Source organism: Ignavibacteriales bacterium (assembly GCA_026390815.1).
Lineage (GTDB): Bacteria > Bacteroidota > Ignavibacteria > Ignavibacteriales > SURF-24 > JAPLFH01.
In genome coordinates this window covers 164906-189195 of record JAPLFH010000046.1, presented here as the reverse complement: position 1 = coordinate 189195, position 24290 = coordinate 164906, and the positions used below count along the sequence as shown (strand labels likewise).

The 24290-nt window shown below is 31.8% G+C and carries 15 protein-coding genes; 4 read left to right on the top strand and 11 right to left on the bottom strand.

Going from position 1 to position 24290, the window contains the following annotated elements; genetic code table 11:
• Nucleotide 1 precedes the first annotated feature (1 nt).
• The 5 genes from NTX22_14765 to NTX22_14745 form a co-directional block, all read right to left on the bottom strand.
• A complete protein-coding gene (locus NTX22_14765; GenBank protein MCX6151783.1) occupies nucleotides 2-3547 on the bottom strand; it encodes a UvrD-helicase domain-containing protein in 3546 nt (1181 codons plus the stop codon).
• Nucleotides 3548-3634: 87 nt separating this feature from the next.
• Nucleotides 3635-7480: an ATP-binding protein gene (locus NTX22_14760; protein ID MCX6151782.1), complete on the bottom strand. Its 3846-nt coding sequence runs from the start codon at nucleotides 7478-7480 to the stop codon at nucleotides 3635-3637.
• Nucleotides 7480-7920, bottom strand: a complete 441-nt coding sequence (locus tag NTX22_14755) for a DUF4783 domain-containing protein (GenBank protein ID MCX6151781.1) — start codon at nucleotides 7918-7920, stop codon at nucleotides 7480-7482. The genes NTX22_14760 and NTX22_14755 overlap by 1 nt, the downstream gene beginning before the upstream one ends.
• 162 nt (nucleotides 7921-8082) lie before the next feature.
• Nucleotides 8083-8910: a hypothetical protein gene (locus tag NTX22_14750; protein ID MCX6151780.1), complete on the bottom strand. Its 828-nt coding sequence runs from the start codon at nucleotides 8908-8910 to the stop codon at nucleotides 8083-8085.
• 318 nt (nucleotides 8911-9228) lie between these two features.
• Nucleotides 9229-9753, bottom strand: coding sequence for a GDSL-type esterase/lipase family protein (locus NTX22_14745; GenBank protein MCX6151779.1), 525 nt, complete (start codon nucleotides 9751-9753; stop codon nucleotides 9229-9231).
• A gap of 260 nt (nucleotides 9754-10013) precedes the next feature.
• On the opposite strand from NTX22_14745, the gene NTX22_14740 reads away from it, so the two are divergent.
• Entirely contained in the window at nucleotides 10014-10559 is a 546-nt protein-coding gene (locus tag NTX22_14740) for a hypothetical protein (protein ID MCX6151778.1), read from the top strand.
• A gap of 129 nt (nucleotides 10560-10688) precedes the next feature.
• On the opposite strand, the gene NTX22_14735 is transcribed toward NTX22_14740, so the two are convergent.
• Complete coding sequence (locus tag NTX22_14735; GenBank protein MCX6151777.1) at nucleotides 10689-13061, bottom strand: family 10 glycosylhydrolase; 2373 nt, start codon at nucleotides 13059-13061, stop codon at nucleotides 10689-10691.
• 30 nt (nucleotides 13062-13091) lie between these two features.
• Nucleotides 13092-15485: a family 10 glycosylhydrolase gene (locus NTX22_14730; protein ID MCX6151776.1), complete on the bottom strand. Its 2394-nt coding sequence runs from the start codon at nucleotides 15483-15485 to the stop codon at nucleotides 13092-13094.
• A 454-nt stretch (nucleotides 15486-15939) separates the two neighbouring features.
• On the opposite strand from NTX22_14730, the gene NTX22_14725 reads away from it, so the two are divergent.
• Complete coding sequence (locus NTX22_14725; GenBank protein MCX6151775.1) at nucleotides 15940-16344, top strand: HEAT repeat domain-containing protein; 405 nt, start codon at nucleotides 15940-15942, stop codon at nucleotides 16342-16344.
• A 39-nt stretch (nucleotides 16345-16383) separates the two neighbouring features.
• Here the strand turns inward: NTX22_14725 and aroB are convergent, their stop codons facing one another.
• The 4 genes from aroB to NTX22_14705 form a co-directional block, all read right to left on the bottom strand.
• Nucleotides 16384-17478 (bottom strand): 3-dehydroquinate synthase, encoded by a 1095-nt coding sequence (aroB, locus tag NTX22_14720; GenBank protein MCX6151774.1) that lies wholly within the window; start codon nucleotides 17476-17478, stop codon nucleotides 16384-16386.
• Nucleotides 17465-18013: a shikimate kinase gene (locus tag NTX22_14715; GenBank protein MCX6151773.1), complete on the bottom strand. Its 549-nt coding sequence runs from the start codon at nucleotides 18011-18013 to the stop codon at nucleotides 17465-17467. Before NTX22_14715 ends, aroB begins: the two co-directional genes overlap by 14 nt.
• Before the next feature lie 12 nt (nucleotides 18014-18025).
• Nucleotides 18026-18742, bottom strand: coding sequence for a hypothetical protein (locus NTX22_14710; protein MCX6151772.1), 717 nt, complete (start codon nucleotides 18740-18742; stop codon nucleotides 18026-18028).
• A gap of 115 nt (nucleotides 18743-18857) precedes the next feature.
• Nucleotides 18858-20948, bottom strand: a complete 2091-nt coding sequence (locus NTX22_14705; protein MCX6151771.1) for a peptidylprolyl isomerase — start codon at nucleotides 20946-20948, stop codon at nucleotides 18858-18860.
• 143 nt (nucleotides 20949-21091) lie between these two features.
• Between NTX22_14705 and NTX22_14700 the strand changes: the two genes are divergently transcribed.
• Nucleotides 21092-21664: a TetR/AcrR family transcriptional regulator gene (locus NTX22_14700; protein MCX6151770.1), complete on the top strand. Its 573-nt coding sequence runs from the start codon at nucleotides 21092-21094 to the stop codon at nucleotides 21662-21664.
• 456 nt (nucleotides 21665-22120) lie between these two features.
• Nucleotides 22121-24220 carry a sodium:solute symporter family protein gene (locus NTX22_14695; protein ID MCX6151769.1) on the top strand — a complete coding sequence of 700 codons (2100 nt, stop codon included), beginning with the start codon at nucleotides 22121-22123 and terminating at the stop codon, nucleotides 24218-24220.
• The last annotated feature ends 70 nt before the right edge of the window (nucleotides 24221-24290 follow it).

The window sequence follows — 24290 nt, the reverse complement described above, 5'->3', positions numbered from 1 at the left end:
ATCAACTCTTAACACATTTTCCGTTTGCGAGTGAATAACTGCATTTCTTACAATGATCCAGGTTCTTGAAAAATTTCTTATCCCGAACGTTTAGAATAACCTCGGAAATTTCTTTAGCGAATAAGATTACTTCTTTGCTGGATATTGATTGAATAATTTTTCTATCCGGATGTTTAAGAAAGATTACTCTTAACTGATATTTATTAATTTCAGGATGGAGTTTGCTAACAAGGTAGGAATAAAATTTTAACTGAATTGTATATTGGTTAAATCGTTCTTCAATTTCATTCTCTTCAATTTCATCAGTTTTATAATCTACAATAATTGCTTGCTCATCATTGATAATCAATTTATCAATAATCCCGTAAAGGAAATAATCATCTTCTTTTGTATAAATTTCTACTTCATTCTGGAAATGCTCATACGATTGCAATTCATTAAACGATTCCGAATTATAAAATTTATTGATTGTTAACAGAATGGAACTCTTTATGCTTAAAATCAATTCATCATTTTTAGCAGTTGTGCCTAATTCATTTCTAATCAAGTCTTCCAGAATCTCTTCCACTTCTTCCATATTTTTTTGTTTTTCCAAAATCTTGTGGATAATTCTTCCCTTCACATCAGAGAACAAATTATATTCTTCTTCATTGTACTTAAAATCAAATTCTTTGGTTGATCGTTTATAATTCTTGAATAGACCAGAATAACCAAATTCATATGTTAGCTGATATTTCAGCGGACACTGTCTATATACAGCTACTTTGGTGGCAGAAACAATCTCTTCTTTTTCCGAATCAATTATTTCCCGAGCTTTAAATATTTTTTTATTATCATCATTGTGAATCTGAAAAGCTTCAATTAATAATTCCGGTTCTTCAACTTCAGAAGTAAGCGGTATTGTTATGGAAATATTTTTTTGGGATTCAGAAAATCCTTTTTCTGTAAAACTCAGGAATGACAAATTACCAGCAAGGTTGTACTGCTTTTGATCTGGAATTAAATCCAAAGCATTAGCTAATAAACTCATAAAAGAATCATCAGGAAAATTGAATTCTTTATGAGTAGCACTGATAAATAAATTATTCTTAGCTCTTGTAATGCCAACGTAAAGAAGTCTTTTAATTTCAGCAAGATCCTTTTTCCGTTGAATATAATTATGCAGAAAAACTATTGGAGCAGATTTGTACGATTCAAAATAATTTCCTTTTGAAGGAACACTGGTTAGAATTCCAAGATTTTTATTGATTTGAATAGTTTTCGCTTTTACAGAAGAGGAGCGTCCTTTTTCGTGTGCGTTAAATAAAAACACGTTATTAAACTCAAGCCCCTTCGCCTGGTGCAGCGTCATTATCTTTATAGAATTATCCGTCGCAGTTGGAACTGCATCACCTTCATCAACAACTGTTTCAATCGACTCAGATAAAAAATTAACCAAGTCATATAAAGTTCTAAACTCCTGATTTGAAAAATTTTGTGCAACATTTATAAGTTTTTCAAGATTTGCGAGTTCTTGAATACGATCTGTTTTAGATGAAATAACAGCGGAATAACCGCTTTCAAGAAGCAGCTTCCGTAAGAGTTTTGGGATATTAATCGTATGTGCTAATTCAATATTGCTTTGTAAAATATTTTGAATCTGCAACATCGAATCAACTTGTAGAGAATATGATTTTAATTTTTCCCAGTAAGTGTTTCCTTTTTCCCGCGAAATATCAAAAATCTCTGAATCGGAAATAGAAAAAAAAGGAGAACGAAGAATTCCGATAAGTGCGGCATCATCTTCCTTATTTAAAAGAAAAGATAGATAATTGTAAATATCATAAATAATTTGCTGCTGATAGAATCCTCTTCCACCAACTATGTTGTATGGGATTTTATATTTAGTTAAAGCCTTTTCCAATTCTACAAAAGATTTTCTTCTACGGCAAAGGATGGTTATATCGTTAAATCCAATTTTGTTTTCGGGTTTATCATCTTTAACCAAATGAATAATTTTCCTTGCAACTAACTCAGCTTCTGTAAGCTTAGCATTCTGAACATCGGCAAGTAAAAACTCAATCTTACCTTTAGCATCATCAACTCTGGCACATACCAATTCGTCGTATCTAACTTCATTAAATAAAAGATTTGGATCGGCAAATAACCGGGTGAACACGTAATTTGTAAAAAGGCAAATATCCGGAGCCATTCGGAAACTGTGTGGAAGAATTAAAAGATTATTTTCAGAACCAGCTTGTTCAATTTCTTTTTTTGTCCTGTTAAATATTTCCATTTCAGCATCGCGGAACATATATATACTTTGTTTTTCGTCGCCAACAACAAACAGGTTTCCACTTCTTAAATGATCCAATATCGGCATAAAGATTTCGTACTGAATTTCATTGGTATCCTGATATTCATCAACCATTACAAATTTATACTTCTCACTTAGTACGTGCCGTACTTCTTCTTTTACTAATATCTCCTTTGTTAAAAGCAAGATATCTTCAAAGTCCAGGTAGCCATTTTGTCTTTTCTTCTGATTGTAACTGGCAAGTGTTTCATTAAAATATTCCAGAAGAAGTTTACCAAACTTAGCCAACTCCAATTCAATTTCTTTATGATCTTCTGAAATTAAAAAATCTTTGATTTCTGAAAAGTAATTTTGGACTTCAAAGATTTTATCGGTGAATTCATCTCTATTCTTTTTTAAATAACCTTGTAGGCGAACTAATCCTTTTTCAGTAAAAAGGGATGGTCTAACTTTTCCTAACAAGATTAATTGGGTAGTTAATTCAACAGTTTGGCTAATCCTGCTGATCAAATCTCTAATTGCTAAAACATATTCATTTTTGGGGTTTTGGGAGAGAACCTCATTATTTATTGCTTCAATGAAAGAAATAATTTTTTCTAAATTCTGATTAACAATTGGATAAACAAACTTTTCAAAAGTCTGATGAAAATTTTCAGCTATTTCCTGTTCAGATTTGGAATAGATTTTTTCTGCAATGGATAAAACATTCTTTCGTTTTTCAATTAAAGATGTTAGTTCTTTTGCGAAAATATTTTTTGAAGCAAAAACACGAATGAGGTATTTAAGATTCTTATTTTTTTCAGATTCTTTCAAACTGGTTTTTATTATTTCTTCTACACTAAGCTGAATCAATTCATCGGAGAGCGTCTTATCTATCGGTGTAAAGTTTGCATCAATTTGTGCTTCGGCAGGAAACTCTTTAAGAATATCTATACAGAAAGAATGAATAGTAGAAATATTTGCTGATACTAATTGTCTGCGAAGCTTTTCAAGCTTTCTTTTCTCAAGAGGATTTGTTGTGGTTGCAAGTCGTAATTCTATTTCATCAGATATTTTTTTATAAAGTTCAGCAGCGGCTTTTTCTGTAAAAGTGATTGCCACCAGATTACGCAGAGAAACATCTTCATTCAGAGCAATTTCAACATAACGCTTGGAAAGAACAAATGTTTTTCCAGAACCTGCGTTGGCAGTTAAGGAAATATGTTCCTTATAATTTAGTGCCGCTTTCTGATACGGAGTTAATTCACTCATCTGTATAATAAATTAATTTTTAATTGGGATTATGAAATTAACTTGCTCATAGTTTTCTTATTTAGCAATCCTATTTGCGATATTTCATCAAATCGCATGCGGAATTTGAATTAAGATAACCGTACCTGCCGGAGATGATTCTACAATACTTATCTTTCCATTTACTCCTTCCAGGAATTTCTTGGCTAATTTTAGTCCAATTCCCATTCCCTTTTCCTTGGTTGTAAAATTAGGATCGAATACTCTGGATAAAACCTCCGGTTGAATTCCTTTACCATTATCTTTTAATTTTATTGAAATATAATTTTCATCCTTAGTAAGTTCAATTTCAATTTTACTTGCTTTTGCCTGGATGGAATTTCTTACTAAATTAATAATAGTTCTCTTAAGCTGATCTTTATCTGCTTCAACCTGAAATTCTACTTCGCTTTTAATAATTACAATTTCAATTTTTTCGTCAAGAAAAAGATTTACCGCTTCTTCAATACTTTGTAGTGCATTAAATTTTTCTAATCTTAATTTGGGCATCCTTGCAAAACTGCTAAACTCTGATGCAATACTGCTTAGAGTTTCGATCTGACCAATAATTGTTTTAGAAACCTTATCGAAAATAGAATCGAATTTGTTTGAACGATCTTTATAAGCAATAACCAATTGCTGCATAGCCAGTTTCATCGGCGTAAGTGGATTTTTAATTTCGTGTGCTACCTGCCGTGCCATTTCTTTCCACGCATTTTCTCTTTCCATTTCAGCCAGTTCAGTTTGGCTTTTCTTCAATTGCTGTATCATCAAATTGAATCCAGTTACAAGGTCACCAACCTCACCAATATGAAAACTATCAACCTCAAGACTTAAATCGCCTTCAGCAACAGAGGCAGTTGCTTTAGTTAATTTTCTTATTGGTGAAGAAATTCTGTTTGCCAGAAAAGTGCTGAATAGTATAATTAGAATTATTGCAACCGAGTAACTTCCAAAAAGGAACACATCAAACTCTTCTCCGGTAATTGGCAGTGATACTTTATTGAAGACATCATCAACTTTAAGTACATAATTGGAATTATTTACTTTTAATTTTTTATAAAACGAATTGTAACTGTATTTCTCTATTTCTTCATTTTCTAAATATTCTTTGTATCCCTGGTAGTTGAATTTAGCATAAATCGTTGGATTAATATATTCCGGTATTAAGCCAGAACCATAGTACTCAGGTCTGGAACTATACTTAACTCTTTCTTCTGAATATAAAGAATAATCAATATTTAGTTCTTGGGAAGCTTTATTAAAAACTAAATTCAAATTCTTTATAGATGAATTTGCAGCATTTTCCGTAAGATATCTTTCAACATTTAATGCCTTTTCCTTTAAATTCATTATTGTTGCTTCACTATTCTTTTGTTCAGAAAGGCTTCTGTTATAAAATGCAAGCAAGAGTAATGGTAAAAGAGAAATTAAGAGAAATGCACCCAACAATTGTAATCTGAAAGTAAACTTTATATTTTTTGCCCGGTAAAGTTGTTGCGCAAAAATAATAGCAAGAAAACCAACAATAAATATGATGTGTATGAAAAATACTTTTAGGAAATTATATAAACTCCAGGAAAGGTTTTTTTCTTTAAGCAAAACAACAATAATTCGTTCATTTTTATCGCGGGTAAATTTTAATAAGTAAGCAATATATTCATCGCTGCTAATTTTAAGTTTAAGCCATGCTTCGGAATTAGTAAAATCGGCGTTAACTATTGCCCAAGTAATTTCATCAGGTGGCGTTAGTTCTCCATAAACATTTTCCAACTTACCATTTTTGAAATCGAATATTTTTAATTTTTCAAAATCTACTGTGGAATTTAAAGAATTAAAATCCGGTGAAAGTACTTTGGGATAATCAACCCTTCCATAATTTGTTTCATCAAATAAAATTGAAACAACAACATAACCGAGCAAAATATCATCTTCCTTTATTGGCAAAATGCCAGAAATAATTTTACCAGCTAATTGATATGGTCTATAATTATCAAATACTTGCAATCCATCGTCATCATATTTAAGTACGCCTGGATTGATTCGATATTTCTCATCCAGCTCGATTCCAAAGCTGCCCAATAATTCTTTTCTTTTATTAAGCAGTGCCACAGATGAATTTAATTTTTCCCGCTGTAATAAACTATGGCTCCATATTATAAAAGCTGCGGCTTCATAATTAGTAAGTTGATCTTTAAGCGCCCTGTAAGTTTCATCTTTTAAGGATGAATTAATTAATGTTTGTGTAACCAAAAACTCAAGCCAGCTATCATTAGTTCTCGTTAATTCATAAGCTGTTGTCTTTAGGGATTCCTGTTCCAGTTTGGCATTATAAAAATTAAGAAGGCTAACCGTAATAATTGAAGCTGCCAGAGCTGCATACGCATAGTTAAATGGATTTTTTCTTTCTTCAAAAAATATTTTGTATGAAAGAATAAATGCGAAGGAGATGAATAAAACTCTGATTAAGTCCGTCCCCTGCGGCTCACTTTGAATGTAATCGTAAAAATATCCGGCACCTTGGAAAAAAACAAAAATAGCAGCGATTGCATATTTAATTTTTCTGTAATCATTTTTATCAAATGGAAAGAAAACAAAAATTAAAAGAATTATTGAAACAGAAATTAGAAAAGAAGAAAGCCCGATTAAAAGAACATTTAATTGCATCAAACCAGCCGGAAGATTTGGAAGCAATCCGGTTTCTCTAAAATATCTAAGCGATGAATCGAAAATTACACTTTTTAATGAAGCACCAAGTCCTCTAAGTGAAACGAGAAAAAGAACCGTGGATGTAAAAAGAATTACAGGGAAGGTTAGAATATTTCCTTTTTTTCTAATCCTGTTAGAATTAAAATAACTCCAGAAAAAATTGAACATGCTAAAACACACAATCAGTAAGAAAATGATTGTAATGAAAAGCTCCAGAGGTGATTTTACAATTCCGCTTCCAAACGCGGACGCAAAGTATGATGAGTTGGTTAATGGGCTATCAAGAAATTTAGATGGAATACTTAACTCGTATAGTAAGTATCGGAAAAGAACTAAGACTCCTGATAACAATAAAATTCTTAGTACTCCGCTTTTTATTTTTTTATAATCTTTTAGGAATCCAAGCATTAAAAAAATGAAACCTGCAATAGCAGCAATGGATTGAATATCAGTAATATCCTCATTAAATGAATTGATTCTTGAATCCAATGATGGTTTGTTAAAAGTAACAACTCCAATTTTATAGTTTTTGTTATTTCTTATTTCGAAAGAAATTTTCCTGCCGTCTTTGGAAACTTTTGCAAACTGTGAATAATTAACTTCGGCTTCAGTTTGAAATTTTTTTGCCAGGAATTCTGATAAATTTATTTTTTCATAAAATTTGTTTTGAATTTCAAAATGCTTTTCGACCTGCTGACTAATTGCAAAGTAGAACAACTCGTAGTTAATTCGAATTGTATCAATCGATGATAAAAATGTTGTTAAGTTAGATCTGTAAAAAAAAACTTCTGTTGGGGCAAAACTTAAAGGAAAAAAATCTTCTACCGGTATTGCGACATTACTTGTCCAGGCAATTAATTTTTCATTCTTGTTTATAACTTCAACGGAATATTCGGAATACTTTTCCGAATTGATCTTTTCAATTATTGAACTATAATTTTTTTTGTTATCTAAAAATATTCTTATTTCATTTTTTAACGTGCGGGATTTTCTAACCAGGTTTTTTTGCTTTTCATTAAGCAGGTTTGTTGCGGACGATTCAATATTTGATATGCTTTCTTTTAGATCATTCTCCCAGTTTTTTCTTTTATTATCCAGCAAAACAGGGGAAATGATTCCAATACCAATAACGAAAAGAATCGTAAAAAAAAATAGAACAAAAAATTTATTTCTGCCTTTAAAAATATTTTTAATTTTACCAAACATCAGTTAATTGTAATCTGGGATATCTTCCAAATGTTGCTAATAATTTTTAATGATATAAAAACCTGTGCATTGCCGCGTATTCCCTTTGCTTCAAACTTATAGAGACCAGAGGCGTAAGGATTCTCTCCTTTATCATTCATAACTATAAAGCGAAATCCTATTGGTTTGTAAATACTGAAATAATTCTGAAGAATATAAAAGAATTGATTAGGGCTATAATAACCCGATACCCCATTTGATAAACTTGCGTAGGTTTGGGAACTGAAATACTTAGCAAATTTTTCTACATCACCTCCATTAAAACCCTCTTCCACTTTAACTAAAATACTTTTAGGGGATTCTCCTTCGTACTTCTCCGGATCAAATTTATGGTGCTTTCCTTGTGGATGTGTTACAACAAAACAAGCTAATACGACAAGGATTGTTAGTATTCTTAACATTCTTTAGGTTTTCCAAAAGTTAACAAAGTGTTTAAACTTTCATACAAATATAGAAAAAGCATACTATAAAAGTATGCTTTCTCAGTACATTATTATATCATTTTTAGGTTTCAACTCTCACTTTAGTATGTTTTTTATTTATGATTGATTTCTGAAATAATTTTAGTGACTTCTCTTTTCAATTCTATTTTTGAACTCTTCCTTATCCAAAGGATTTCTGTGTTCTGGCGGAACTGCTCGTTTAAGTTCAATATTGCCTTCCATAGTTTGATATGCCCAATCAAATACAATTCTTTCACTGGTTATGTTTTTAATTCTAACTTTGGCAAAATGATTGTCCCACGTCCAAATAACATACGTATGTCCCACTTCAGCAATTGCATCCTTGGTAGAAGACCAGCCTGAAGCAGGCGCAATAGTTATATCATAAATGTCATTCGTTTTTCCCATATCCTGTATATCTGAATCCTTATATACATCAAGGTAAAAAGTGCCATTATAATTTTCGAAAAAGAAATCAGAATTTTGATCATCATAAGGCAGAACAGAAAAAGTAGAAAAATCGTATCCGCTGTTATTCGGGAATTGCAGATAATCAAAAATTGTCTGGTTAAATCCTTCAGGACGTGGTGTATCGTAAACTAAATCTTTACTCAAATCGCTTTCGTTACCGTTAAAATCATATGATGTAATTGCATAATAAACTTTTTGACCATTTGGAGCATCATAATCAACATAATAATCATTTTCAGTTGAGCCAAGCAATGTAAATTTGTAATTGTCATCGCTGTAATAAACATTGTAGCCAGCTAAATCCCTATCTGTGCTATTATCCCAAAAAATATCAACCCGGTTATCACCGGTAACAGTATAAATATTTGATGGAGGATTTGGAGGTGTACTATCATAATGAAGAATATCTTCTTTTGTGCATCCAAAATATAAGATGGAGATGGTTAAGACTAATAAATATTTAACTAATGTTTTCATTTTAGACCTCACTATAACTTTTTTCAAGATTCATTTCAGTTAAGATTTAATCAAACACAATGCCAGTAATTTAAGGCAATTTTAGAGCACCAGATAAGAAAGTAAAGTGAGGTTGTTTACTAATTTATACAGCGGCGGTGCAGGAGGGCTACACTTTTTTTGCTAACTCGTTCCCAAGAATAATCTAGCGTTAATCTCACTCCTGGTCTTGATTTGGATTGGGATCTTGCTCTTCGTCTTGATCTTAGTTTTGATCATGATCAAGAGTATGATCATGAACTTCACTTTTCGTAGCTTTCAAAGTAAAAACGAGCACAATTATTTTTGAATCAGAATATTTCTTAAAATGCTTGCCCATTCTAAATAAGTTGTATCATTCACATGAAGTCCATCTTCTGTAAAATCCTTTTTTAATGAACCTTCTGAATCAATAAAAAACTTGTGAAGGTTCACATAATTAACATTTAATTCCTTGCTAAGAGTTTCCAGTTTTTTGTTTAAATGAAAAATTCTTTCATTCGGTCTGTTGTCCATATTTAAAGTGGGTAAAATTGAAGTTGTGAAAATTCCGTTAGCAGAACAATAATTTTTTACTTCCTTTATAATTTTGGAAATGTTTTTAAGAATAACTTCATCTTTTCTATTTCTGGCAATATCATTTGTTCCAATCAGTAAGAAAACTAAATCGAATTTCCCATCAACTAAATGATTATTCAATCTATCAATAAGTTCTGTTGTACTATCGGCAGATACGCCTTTATTAATGATATCGAAATCGGAAAGTAAGTCCGAAGTTTTGAATCCTTCCGTTATTGAATCGCCAAGCAAAAGAATTTTATTCATTTGAATTATACCTCATCTGTTAAAAAATCAATAAACAATTTTGATTGGGAAGTAAATTAAATAATCTGCAATGTATAACAAAATGATAGTAAATTTATGGAGATTGAAATCTGAAACTTTGTACTTTTCTTTCATTTGTATTAACTCTGATTGGTTGTAGATCAGGTGTGAATCCAAAAGTTATTAAATCAGCTATATAGAAATTTAGTTATCTGAAACTTATTTTCAGTAAACAGAGTTAAGAATTCATTGGAGGACTAATGGAAAATTGTAATAATCACCCACAGAATAAATCGGTTTCTATTTGCCATAGTTGTGGTAAATTTTATTGTGAATTATGCATGGATGAAGGAAAGGAATTTTATTATTGCAAAAAACCTGAATGTCAGGAAAAATTAAAAAATGAATTAGCTGCCGAATTATTACCAGTAGAAATTATTTGTCCAAATTGTTCAAATTCATTAGAATTATCTGATGACGAAAGAAATTCAAGGAAATTTCACTGTCCGGAATGTGAATCCTTTCTCGATTTTGAATTTGATCCGCCAAAAATAATTAAGCCAAAGGATTATTCGCATTTTTTATTATCATCACTCAACCAAGGTGATGTGGCAGTAATTAAATCTATTCTTGATGATGCTAAAATAGATTATTTTGTTTATGGAGAAAACTTTCTAAGCACCAGCCCATTAATTCAACCAGCAAGATTTTACGTACTTGAGAGTAGAGTAGAAGAGGCAAAAGAATTATTAAAAGATTTTGAATTGCATATTTTTGGAGCATCAAACAGAAAGGAAAACGAATAATAAAAACAAATTATTGCTGCATAACTAACTATCTCTTAGAATCAGCCGCAAAGAGAATAATTTTTAAAGAAAGGATTTTCCAATGTAATTGTACATTGGAAAATCCAGTTCTGAATTCAATCTCAAATTTTATTTAAGAACTACCATCTTACGTGTTTGTACAAAATCTCCAGCCTTCAAAGTGTAAAAATAAACTCCGCTTGATAATTGTAAATTAGTAGCTGAAAACTGGTAACTATAATACCCCGCTGGTTTTTCTTCGTTCACTAATGTCCCTAATTCATTTCCCAAAATATCAAATATTTTTAGTGTTACTTTGCTAACTGCCGAAGTATGATAATTGATGATGGTAATTGGATTAAATGGATTTGGATAATTCTGCATCAGCTTAAATTCTTTTGGTAATCCATTTTCTTCCACTACACCAACTGTTGATTGTGTTTTGAAACCCCAGATTGGTGACCATGCACTAATTCCAAATTGATTTGCTGCTTTAATTCGCCAAAAATAATTTTTATTTAATGTTAAATTTTTAATGCTGATAGTTGTATCAATCACACCCATTGTATCAACTACCAATGATTGAGGAGTAATTGTTATAGCTGTAGCAAGTTGAAATCCATAATTTTGTGCAAAGTATTCTTTGTTCCAAATAAAAGTTGGATTAATATTAATATTAAGTGAAGATTTTGAAGGCGATTGTTGAAATGGAATAGTTGGGAATCCAGTAATAAAATTAAATGTTGAAGAATATTCACTTGTTCCTACAGCATTTATTGATTTTACTTTCCAAAAATATTTCTGCTGTCCCGATAAACTAGTAACTACATAAAAAGTGTCTTTAATTCCAGACTTGTTTACAAGAAAAGTAGAAAACAATGAATCAGTTGAAACCTGCAATTGGTAGCTTCCGGAAAAAGGTGAATAGTCCCATTTTAAAATTACAGTATCGCGCTGGTTGTTCTCTTTGTTTTGTGGAAATTTTAATAATGGAGAATTGGGTTGTTGAATTTCTATTGCAATTGTTGGTGAACCCTCGTTCCAGTTTCTATCAGTTGCTGTTACAAAATAATAATTCCCGGCATCAGAAATAATTGGAATATAATTTTTTGAATCAGTCATATAAACAATGTTACCTGCTTTGTTTATATCCTCAGGATATATTGCCGAAGAATTAATTCTATAAATAATAAATTGAAAAGCACTATCACCATCATTTGCCTGATATGGACTATCCCATTGAAGTGCATCTACGCCGGTACCCGGTAATCTTCCGAAACGAATATTTCTTGGTTGGTTCGGAGGAAGAGTATCTTTCCAATTCATGGTAGGAATTAATGCTGGAAACCTGTAAAAATTATTTCTAAGTGTGTCAGCACATCCTGCATTGTTCCCAATTACGCTGCTGGAATTATAGTAAACGCTACCATTTATTGTTGCAGTAGATCTGTTCTTATTAATTTCCCAGGTTAATTCATCTTTTGGAAAACTAGATTCTGAATATCTGTAAGCAGCGTGACCTATATAAAGATGGCGATTATTAAGAAAAGAAGTAGTGCTCCAATTTGGGAGCTGATTATTATATCTAACCCAATACAATTGAGGAAGAATATAATCAATGTAAGGTCCATCAGTATGAGCTACACCAAGAGTATCTGTATAAGTACCTTTTAACCAGGCAGATGGATCGCAATAAATTCCTGTATTAACGGAAGGATTACCGGATGGACTAATTCCAAATTTAAGATATGGTTTTACAGCTTTTATACTATCATTAATCATCTTCAAAAGAAGATTTACATTGTTTTTTCTCCAGGAAGTTTTACTTGTAAAACCATATTTATATTTACTATACGAAGCATCATCATTAAAAGTACCATAATCAGAATAAGGATAGAAATAATCATCAAAGTGAATTCCATCTAAATCATACCTTCTAACAATATCCATTATAACGGTAATAAGGTAATCTCTTACACGTGGATTGCCTGGATCCAAAAACCTATACTCACTTCCACTGCATTTAATAATCCATTCCGGATGTTTTTTAATTACATGTTGTGCAGAAACCGAACTAATATTTCCACTACTAAGCAAAGCTCTATAAGGATTTAGCCAGGCATGTAATTCCATACCGCGTTTATGGGCTTCTTCAATTGCAACTGTTAGCGGATCATAATCAGGATCCACTGGAGCTACTCCTTGTGTTCCTGTTAAATATTGAGACCAGGGCTCAATGCTGCTTTTATAAACTGCATCGCAATGGGGTCGAATGTGAAAAAAAATTGCATTCATATTTAATTTTTTATGATTTTCGAAGAGATCGCTTATGCTTTGCTTTTGTGCCTGGATAGTTGATAAACTTGTTCCTACTGAACTTGGCCAATCGATTCCTAATGAAGCAACCCATACTCCACGCATTTCTCTTTTGGGAGGATTGGATTGTGCATAAAGCATTTGAATACTTGAAATCATAACTAACAGTAACAAGAATTTTTTCATTCTGAACTCAATTTAATTTTTAGCGTAAATTTATTTTAGGATTATTAGTTTCCTTGTCTCAATGTAATTATCGGTCTGAAGTCTGTAAAAGTAAATTCCGCTTGGTAATTGATAATTAGAAATTGACAATGGATAATTATAAAATCCTCCAGATTGTTCCTGCTCTATTAAAGTTATTACTTCATTTCCCAGTACATCAAAAATCTTTAACGATACATTACTTTTACCAGATAGTTGATAACTAATAACTGTAGAAGGATTAAAAGGATTGGGATAATTTTGATTTAGTTTAGTAGTAATCGGAATTCCGTTTTCATCCCGGACATCAACAGTAGATCTTGTTCTAAATCCAAATTGTGCAGACCAATCTCCTTCACCAACAGAATTTTTTGAACTCACGCGCCAGTAATAATTTTTAAGTGTGGCAAGTTGAGTTGTAATAGTATAGAAAGTGTCATTAACAACTTTATCAATTATAAATGTACCATTACTAAATTGAACAGAAGTTGAAAGTTTTAAATGATAAGATGTTGTATTGCTGGATTTGTGCCACTTAAATGTTGGTGTTACAACAACCTGTGTATTTGCATGTTCCGGTTCAATTAGTGTGGGTGGTAAAGGAATCCCAGAACTAAAATTGAAGACATCAGAAAATTCACTTTCTCCTACAACCCCAAAAGCTTTCACCCGCCAATAATATTTATTGCCTGGTCTTACTTGATTAAAAAGAATAGATAAAGATTTATATTCAAAAAGATTATAATTAATAGTATTAAAACTAGGGTCCTTGGAAACTTGAATTTGATACCTTTCTGCATTTGTTACCCCGCCCCATTTTAAGTTTGCAGTAGCAGGCTGGCTTGCATCCCCGTTTGCCGGAGAAATTAATTCTGGTTTACCAGGAATTAAATCAGCCGAATAAAAAAGTACATACGCACTTGCATCGCTTTCATTTCCATACCTGTCAATTGCTGTTACCACGTAATAATTTCCTTTTGTAACAGAATATTTTGCTTCTGCGGATGGGAGATAATTTTCTCCGGTACCAGTATATCCAAAAATATTTGCAGCGTCATCAACGGCAACAGGAGTAATGTTAAACCGGTAAATTAAATATGCAAATGCAGTGTCACCGTCGGAAGCAGGTAAAGATTTGTCCCAATGAAGTTCGTACTTATTGCTTGAAGCATTTTTTTCAAATCTTAAATTTGATGGTGCATTTGGTTTAGTGTTGCCACCAGGCAGCCAATCCATTTTAGGAATTGATGAAGGATGAATATAATAATTATATTTCAAGGAATCGTTGCAGCCAGCTAAATTACTAGTAACACTCTTGGAACTGAAATATACGCAACCATTTACGGTTGGAGTATTTCGGTTTGTTGTAATTTCCCATCCTAATTCATTTACAGAAAAATCAGTTGTTGTATACCGGTAAGCTGGTTCACCAATGTAAAGATGTCTACCATTTAGAAAAGAAGTTCCTGACCAATAGCTAAGATTGCCATTATATTTTACCCAATAAAGCTGTGGAAGAATATAATCGATATATGGCGGACCAGTTTGTTGTACACCATTTTCATCAACATAATCACCTTTTAACCATACTACCGGATCGCAAAAAATAGAACTATTAACACCGGGATTTCCAGAAGGACTAATGCCAAATTTAATCCAGGGTTTAACAGCTTTAATACTATCATTTATCATTGTAAGTAAAAGGTTAACGTTGTTCTCTCTCCAGTTAGCTTTATCAGTAAAACCGTTTGGATAAAGTTGAAAAGTGGCGTTATCATTAAAGGAACCGTAATCCGTATAAGGATAAAAATAATCATCAAAGTGAATTCCATCCACATCATATCGCCTTACGATATCCATAATTACATTTACAACGTAGTTGCGCACTTCCGGTAAACCTGGATTTAAAAATCGGTATTCTGACCCGTTGCATTTAATAATCCATTCCGGATGTTTATTAATAACATGATTTGCTGAAACAGCACTACCGCCGGATGATTCCGCTCTGTATGGATTTAACCACGCATGAAGTTCCATTCCACGTTTATGCGCTTCTTCAATTGCAAGCTTTAAAGGATCGTAATTTGGATCTGATGGTGCTACACCCTGATCGCCCGTTAAATAGGCAGACCATGGTTCAATTTTACTATTATAAACTGCATCGCACATTGGGCGAACGTGAAAAAAGATTGCGTTCATTCCATAACTTTTGTGAGAATTGAAAAGAGCAACTAATTCATTCTTTTGAGCCTGAATAGCAGAAGAGCTTGTTCCCTGGGTTTTAGGCCAATCAATTCCCAAAGATGCAACCCATACTCCTCTCATTTCACTTTTACGTAACGGCGATTGTGAAAATAAATTTATACTGATTAGAATGAAAAACAGATAGATTAATTTTCTGGTCATAAATCTCCTAAATATTTTATTGGTGAACTTCATTTTAAAATTTTTAATTTTTATTGATATGAATAATCTTCCTTACAAGTGCAACTGTTCTATAATAATTTTACCAAGCAAATCCAGGCTTTTGTTTTATAAGCCGCTTACCCGTTATTATCGACTTGAGAAAAATACATTATAATGGGATTTAAGAAAAGAGAAATTTAAAGCATAAATTATATAAAATATTTCTTGCTTAAACCTATGGAAATTAGTATAAGTTTAACGAAATAAAAGCTCCACTAATAAATGCTGATAATAATTCCTAAAGACAACTATCATTTCAAATCGAGTACCAAATTAAACTCATAATTTTTCAACCATAATTTATAAAAACCACATGATTATGTAGCAACTTATTTGAATAAGTAATCGTCATAAGTATTGAAAAGAAAAAAGTTTTACATTGAAAGGGACAAAAATGAAGACACGTTTTTTAATTTTCTTGATCTTATTAAGCACTTTAATTTTTAGTGCTTCGGTTTATGCCGAAAATCCAAAAAAAGCTAAAGTAAATACAAATATTGAAGCTATCGAAGATAATTTGTTAGAAGGAGTAAGTTCTGACAATCTTGGTTTACGGATTAGCTCTGCCTATTATTTGGGCGAATACAAAACAGAAAGAGCAGTTTTACCATTAGTTAAAATGTTACATTCAGAAAGCGAAGAAAGTGCCCGTATCCAGGCTGCTTTATCACTAATAAAAATTGGAAATCCAAGGGGAGTTTTTATGGTAAAGCAAGCAGCAAAATTTGATGAAAGTAAGAGAGTACGGAATTTTTGTGCTAAATTTTATAATGCTTATCAAAAAATGAATGTTGAATGATCCAGCTACTTTTATATCAACAAAATTATTAAAAATTGCTTATTTGTTTTCAAAGTAATAGGTGTAATCATTAAAAGTATCCATAACTTGCTGTTTATCGGCTTCTACACCAATTAATACCTGTCCAATATCTTTAAGAAGAACAAATTTTATCTTTCCCAATTTATTTTTCTTGTCCTTTAACATCGCATCGTACAATTTGTTTTTGTTTAATTTCTTTAAATTTATTTTAGCTTCAAACATTTTAATCAAATTAACAAAATTCAAAAACTTTTCTTTGCTTAGAATCCCAATTTTATAAGATAGAATTATTGAACAACCAATTCCTGCAATTACAGCTTCTCCATGCTTAATTTTGTACTTGAGCAGACTTTCAAATCCATGAGCAAATGTATGACCAAGGTTAAGAATTTGTCGGAGTCCCAATTCTTTTTCATCCTGTGTAACTACTGCGGATTTAATTTTAACAGAATCGATAATAATTTTTTCAATTAACATTAAATCATTATTCAAAATTTTTTCAAGATTTTTCTGGAAGTAATTAATTGAATTGGAATCAGATAAAAAACAATATTTTAAAACTTCACCTAATCCACATGTCCACTCTTCCGCCGGTAATGTAGTTAAAAAATCTAAATCAGCTACAACAAATTTGGGTTGGTAGAATGCGCCCACTATATTTTTTGTTTTTAGAAAATTTACACCTGTTTTACCTCCAACCGAACTATCAACCGCAGCTAATAAAGTAGTAGGAACCTGGCAATAAGAAATACCGCGCATATAAGTTGCCGCAGCATAACCTGAAATATCACCTACCACTCCACCACCAAGTGCAACAATAAATGAATCTCTTCCATAATTATTCTGTATTAGGAATGAATAAATTTCTGAAAGAGTTTTAGAAGATTTGGATTCTTCCCCGGCTTTAATTACGAACATCATTTTCTCTTTGGGAACAACCTGAAAGATTTTTTTAATTTTCTCAGTATAAAGAGCAGCAATGTTCGAATCTGTTATTATGAGAATTTTAGAAACGCTTTTCCAATCATGTTTTTTAAGAATTCCAGATAAAATATTTTTACCAACAAAAATCGAATAAGGATTTGTCTTTAACTTAACATCAATTTTTTTCATTAATACTCTTGTAAATTATTTTGGCAATTTTGTCTACGGTATAACCAATTTGAAAAATTTCCGTGTCGATTATATAATCGGCTTGTTCATAAAAAGGTTCTCTCTGCTGCAGAAGCTGAGAAATTTTTAATCGAAGCTTATTTTTAGATTCAACAACAACTTCTCTGTTAATAAGTGGTCTATCTCTTTTAAATCTCAATCTTTTGTATAACGCCTCTGGTGAAGCTTTCAAATAAATTACTTTTCCAGTTCTTTTAATTATTTCCAGGTTGTTGTTATGAACTGAAGTTCCTCCACCAAGTGAAATAATGACATTTTCTTGCACTGATAATTTTGTAAGGATTTCCGTTTCTTTATCCCGGAAAAATTTTTCTCCGTCATCTTCAAAAATTTGAACGACTGGTTTTCCAACTTCATCTTCAATTAATTTATCGAGATCATAAAAATCCCAGCCAAGCGTATTGGCAAGGATTGGCCCAATTGTACTTTTTCCAGAAGCCATAAATCCATTTAGATAAACAATCTTGATGCTCATATTAACATAAAATTAAAAGTGAAAAGCCAGTCCTAAAATAAAGGTTACTCCATCAATATTTATTTTTGAATCAAATTTTTCTTGATAAATCCTGATAGTTTCACCTTTATAATTCACAGTTGATTTATTGTACTTGCTTGTAATTTCAAATTCAGGATCTCTAAATTTCATTTCGGTACGGATAGATAAGAAATTTAGCACAAAATAATCAGCTGTTGCACTCACCTGTATACCATAGGCGAAATCTCTTTTAACATTTGATATTTCCTCATCCCCAAATTTTCTAATATGAGATCCATAATAATATGCAGCACCTCCACCTATCAAGAACTTAAATTTTTCTGAAGAAAAAGGAAGAAGATAATAGAGAGATAATTCTATGGGAATTACTTTAAATCCATCTTCTATAGAAATTGATTTTGTTCCACCAGTTCCTAAAACTGTTAGAACTTGTGTCCCAACTTTTTTAAGATATTCTATTTCTAATCCAAAGTAGATTTCCTCAGTAAAAGCATATCGTAAATCAATTGATGGACTTAAAATATCCTCAACTGGATTAGAACGATTTTTCAAATCAATGTCCGAAGAATTGGGATTTAAATAAATTTTAGCGCTTGTAGTGTAATTTCCATTTAGACTAATATTAAATAGCTCATAGGAAAATTGCGCCTTGAGGGTACCTAATGGCAATAATACAATTATTAAAAATATTGAAAGATTTATTTTCATATATCAAAATTTATCAATCCTACACTATAAAATAGTTTTTTCCAAATGAAAGTTCAAAACTAAAATAAAAAAGCCGTGATTTTCGGTCACGGCTTTAAATGATAATCTATATATTTTATCTAAAGAATAACCTTCTGTTATCTACAATATCAGATTCTTTCTTTAATTGTGTTAACCACTGGTTAAAGAAATAAGATTTCTTTTCCTGCATTGTATTATCCCGCAAAGTATTTCTCTGCATTTTAAATGCTGCTTCATCAAACGAGGTTCGCTTAGTAATTCTTAATAGATAGTATCCACGTTGACCTTTAACTGGTTCTGAAATTTTACCGAGTGGAATTTCCAATGCTTTACTGTTAAAAGTAAAATCTCTTCCAACGTTTGTAATGCTTTGGGATGGTGTAAAATTACCAGTAGTATCATAATGTGCGCTACTGTATGAAGAAATTGCATTATTCAATTGAATAGCACCACTCTTTACCTGGCTATAAATCTTTTCAGCAATTGTTTTTGCTTTATTAAATTTCATTTCTCTTGTGGATAATGGAACAAGCGATTTTTCTACTTCTTCAAATTTCTTAACTCCAGCTTTAGTAATTTCAGAAATTTTTGCTATGATATATCCGTTTGGAACTTTGAAAACTTCGCTGATATCATTTAAATCTTTTTTAAAAGCCCATTCAACTAAACTTTTATTAGCTCCCAAACCGGGAATGTAAGTAGCATCATCTTTGAATGGAGCAGTCTCTTGCACTTTGTAATTCATCAGTTTAACTTCAGAATCAAAATCACTTTTACCAGCAAGATAAGCAAAATCAGTTGCTGAGCTGTAAGAATTTTCTACTGTTGTACCAGATGCTTTAATTTTATTAACGATCTTTTCAACGACATAATCGGTGTTTGCTTTTCCAGTTACTTTAATTATATGATAACCATACGAAGTTTTTACTGGTTTTTGTATAACTCCAATGTTTCCATTAAAGCAAGCATCTTCAAATTCCTTAACCATCTGTCCTTTACCAAACCAACCTACGTCGCCTCCCTTTTTACCGCTTCCGAAATCTGAGGATTTTTCTCTGGCAAGTTGAGCGAAATCAGCCCCGGCAATTAACTTATTGTACACATCCATTGCATCAGCTTGAGCTTTTTTATCATCCCCGCCAAGTGGAATAAGAATGTGAGATGCTTTAACTGTAGTTTGTTTAGCTGCAACTTTATCTATCAACTTAAATATAACATAACCTTCATTAGTTATAAGTGGACCAATTAAATCGCCTTTGTTTGCATTTGTAAATAAATCACCACCATCCGGAGGCAATTGATTTTGTTTTACCGTGTCTTTTTTATAAGGTTGTTCAGAATAAATATCTACATAAGACTTGAATGAAGCTGTATCACCTTTCGCTTTCGTAACTATTGCAGCAAGGTTATTTTTAATTGAAGCTGAATCTTCCCTTGAAGGAAGTTTTGAGAAGAGAACATATTTTAATTTTCTTTGATGTTCAATTTTGTATTTATCGATGTTTTTTTCATAGTATTTCTTCAAGTCTTCCTGAGTTACTTTTACGTCACCATCAGGAATTAAATTAACATCAACTAAAACATAATCACCGCTCATTTTAGTATTTTGATCAATAAATTTTCTTCTAATTTCGCCTTCACTAACTGTGATGCTTGCAAATAAGTAACTTTGCAATTTCTCCTGAAGTTTCATTTGACGAACTTGTTCTTCAACAGCTAATAGAACTTCTTTCTTCTGCTGTAATAGTGTGGATTCATATAATTGGCGGTTAAATCTGCCTAATGAATCTGTAAACTGCCTTTTTAAGAAATCAGGTGGATTAGTACCAAAAATAACATCATTAATTTCCTGGTCTGTAACAGTTATATGAAAATTCTTTATTTGTTTTTTAATAAGTTCTTGAGTAACAAGTGCATCCCAAACCTGGTCGTTAAATGAATCTGAATTTTCTTCATCAACATCTTTACCTGTTTGCGATTTTTGTCTTTGTTTTGCCTGTTCTAATAAAGCAGAAAATTGTTGATATGATATTTTTTCTCCATTTACAGATCCAACATCGTTTGAACGTTGTCCAAATATCTGTAATACACTTGAATCGGAAATAACCATAAAGAGCACAAAAATTCCGCCAACTGCAATAATAAAAGCTGGTGCTAAACTCCTCATCTTGGCCATCATAGCCATAATTTACCTTGCCTCCTGCTAATTCAAATTTATACGCATTTATAAAAGAGGTGTAAATTTAGGCACATACTGGTTGAAATGCAATAATTTTTTCTTTCATAATTTTTGTATCTTTCCATTCGTTAATTAACCTGGTTTACCAAATGAAAAATAACCCAAGAAGAGATCAAATTTTAAAGACAGCCCAAAAACGGTTTGCCCGGCATGGACTTACTAAAACAACAATTGAAGAAATTGCCAGGGATCTTAGAATTGGGAAGGCAACAGTTTATCATTATTTCCTGTCTAAAGAAGCGATTTTTTACGATGTGATTACAGGTGAAATCGATAAGCTAATTGAGGATTTAAGGGAAAATCTTTTTAAGGATGGAATTGAATTGCCAGAACGCATTTTTAATTATTTCCGAGTAAAAGAAAATATATCAGAAAAATATCCACTGATATTTGAATTAATTAATCATTTCTTTAAAGATCAAGCACTGGAAAAAGATATTGAAATACAAAAAAGTCTTTTTCAAAAGGAATCTGACCTGATCCTTGATTTCCTGAAATCAAGTTTTAATAAAAAAACAACAAATATTTCCATTGCCACATTCCTGGTTTATCAAAGTTGGGGATTGGTAATAATGCGAAAGGTGGATCCAAATTTTAAAAGTTCGGATCACGCTTTCTTATCTGTTTTTATAACCAAACTACAAACTTTATTTTTAAATTGATTTAGCTTCACTTTTATTTATACACCATTGCACTACTTAAAGAAAAATTGTTGAATTATTTCCGATTCAATTGTTAATACATGATATAAATGATCAATAAAATGCAAAGGAAGACCTGCGTGGGAAAGACTTTGCTTAAATCCAATTTTTAAGTCAGACTCATTATTTATTTGCAAATAAATAATGGCTTACATAACTTTGTCCCAATTTATTTTTAAACTAATTAGATAATTGTTATGATCACTTTTGCAAATTCTTGGCTTCCTTTCATTTACTTGTATAGTATTGGAGGAATTTGTTTTGTAATAGGATTAATTGTTACAAAAAGAGCTGGGGCAATGAACCTTAAGAAAAAAGAACATCGCTTTTGGCTTAAAGTTCTGTTTTTTGGATACTTCTATTTTATGTTTATTCATTTCATTTTTATTTACGCAGCATTATACTGGTGAGAAAAATATGCATGTATTTCATAGCTTAGGAACTAGTTTAGATTGGATAGTTATGGCTATCTACTTTGTAGGCATCTTATTATTTGGCACATATTTCAGCAAATATAACAGAGATACCAATGATTTCTTTTTTGGTGGAAGAAGATTTACCTGGTGGATTATTGCTATGTCAATTGTTGCAACTGGAGTTAGCAGTCACAGTTTTATTAAGTACTCCGCCAAAGGTTGGGAGCACGGTTTTTCTTCAACAATGTCTTACATGAACGATTGGTTCTTTGTACCATTTTTTGTTTTTGGCTGGCTGCCTATTTTAATCTATTCTAAAATTCGCTCAATTCCGGAATATTTTGAAAGACGATTCAGTCCTTTTGCTAGATTCTTAGTTACAGTTTTACAATTATTATACTTAGTCGGTTATGTTGGAGTTGGATTTCTGACAATGGCTAAAGCTCTTCAACCAATGCTGCCTCAAAGTTTTGAATTATTCGGGATGACCTTTCAGATAACAATAATGGGAATTGTTTTTGTTACTGCAATAATAACAGGTACATACATTACATTCGGTGGACAAACAGCTGTTATTTTTACAGATCTTGTTCAAGGTATAATGCTTTTATTTGCTGGATTTTTAGTTTTTGGATTAGGCATAGCATATCTTGGTGGATGGGGTGAATTCTGGAATTTATTACCAACGAGTTGGAAATTACCATTAGCAAACTTTAACAATCCACCTGATTTTAATTTTGTAGGTGTTTTTTGGCAGGATGGAATCGCAGAATCCATTATGTTCCTTTTTATGAATATGGGAATTCTAATGAGGTTTATGGCTACCAAAAATGTAAATGAAGGAAGAAAAGCTGCCACATTCAATACTCTGTTTATGCTACCGCTATCTGCAATTGTTGTTGGGAATGCTGGTTGGATTGGTAAAGCATTATCAATAAAATTTCCTTCTTTAATTCCGGCAACAACTTCACCGGATTCTATTTTTGTTGTAGTTTCCAGCATAATCTCCAGACCCGGTGTTTTTGGATTTGTTATAGCAGCTCTTGCGGCGGCATTAATGTCTACAGTGAGTACATTATTAAACGCAACTGCCGCCATTTGGATTAATGATGTTGATAAACCAGTAAGACTCTGGTTGAAAAAGAAAGATCTGACTTATAAAGAAACTGAAAAAAGAAATCTTTTTAATGCAAGACTTGCAACCGTTGTTTTTACTATACTTGGAGCAATAGCGGTTATACCTTTTAATTTCTTCCCAACAATTTATGAGGCACATTCGTATTTTCAATCAACAATAACTCCACCACTTGTAGTGGCAATGTTCTTTGGTGTATTCTGGAATAGATTTAGTGCAATTGGTTTAACCTCCACATTGGTAGGCGGCGTTGTTTTGATGATTCTTGGAACTTACTACCCATTAGTTTTACAAGGAGCATTTGCACAAGGCACAATGCCTCTGCCCAAAAAACCACCATACATTTATATTAATGCACTATACAATTTAATTGTGTTAATGAGCATTGGCATAATAGTAACTCTCCTGGATAAACAATTTATTAGTGTATCAAATAAAATAAAATCCTTTGGTAACAGTAAACCAATTATGATTTCATTAATTTCGTTAATAGTAGTTTTACTTTTATTGGTTTTCTTTAATGTTGGTCATTTGTATTTTCTATTTGCATCTTCAATTTTATTAACGATTCTTGTAGCAATTGCAAGCGCATATTACATTCCATACGATCAAAAAGAAAAAACTCGTGGTTTAACAATCTCTTCTATCGCTTTAGCTAAGGAAATGTTCAAAGGAAGTAAAGTTAATGAACGTGAAGGTGAAGTTATTAAGATGCATTGGAAATTAAAAGATGTAGATGATGGTAGTATTAACTTTTCTGTTGCTGATATGAAAAGAATGGCTGCAGAAGAAAATGATCTTGTTTACATTTCCGATAAACGAAAATGGTTAGGTGGATTAAAATCAGTTCACTCCAAATATGGTAAACCACATAATGAAGATGGAATTGTATACATAACAAAAGATAACCTGGAACACGGTATTTTTGTGGAAGGAAAAATCCTAACTGCCGAGAAAGAAATGTAAACTGGTTTCTTGGTTCTTAAATAAAGCTCAGAATCAAGACTACCGAATTCGAACTATTTTTATCATTCAA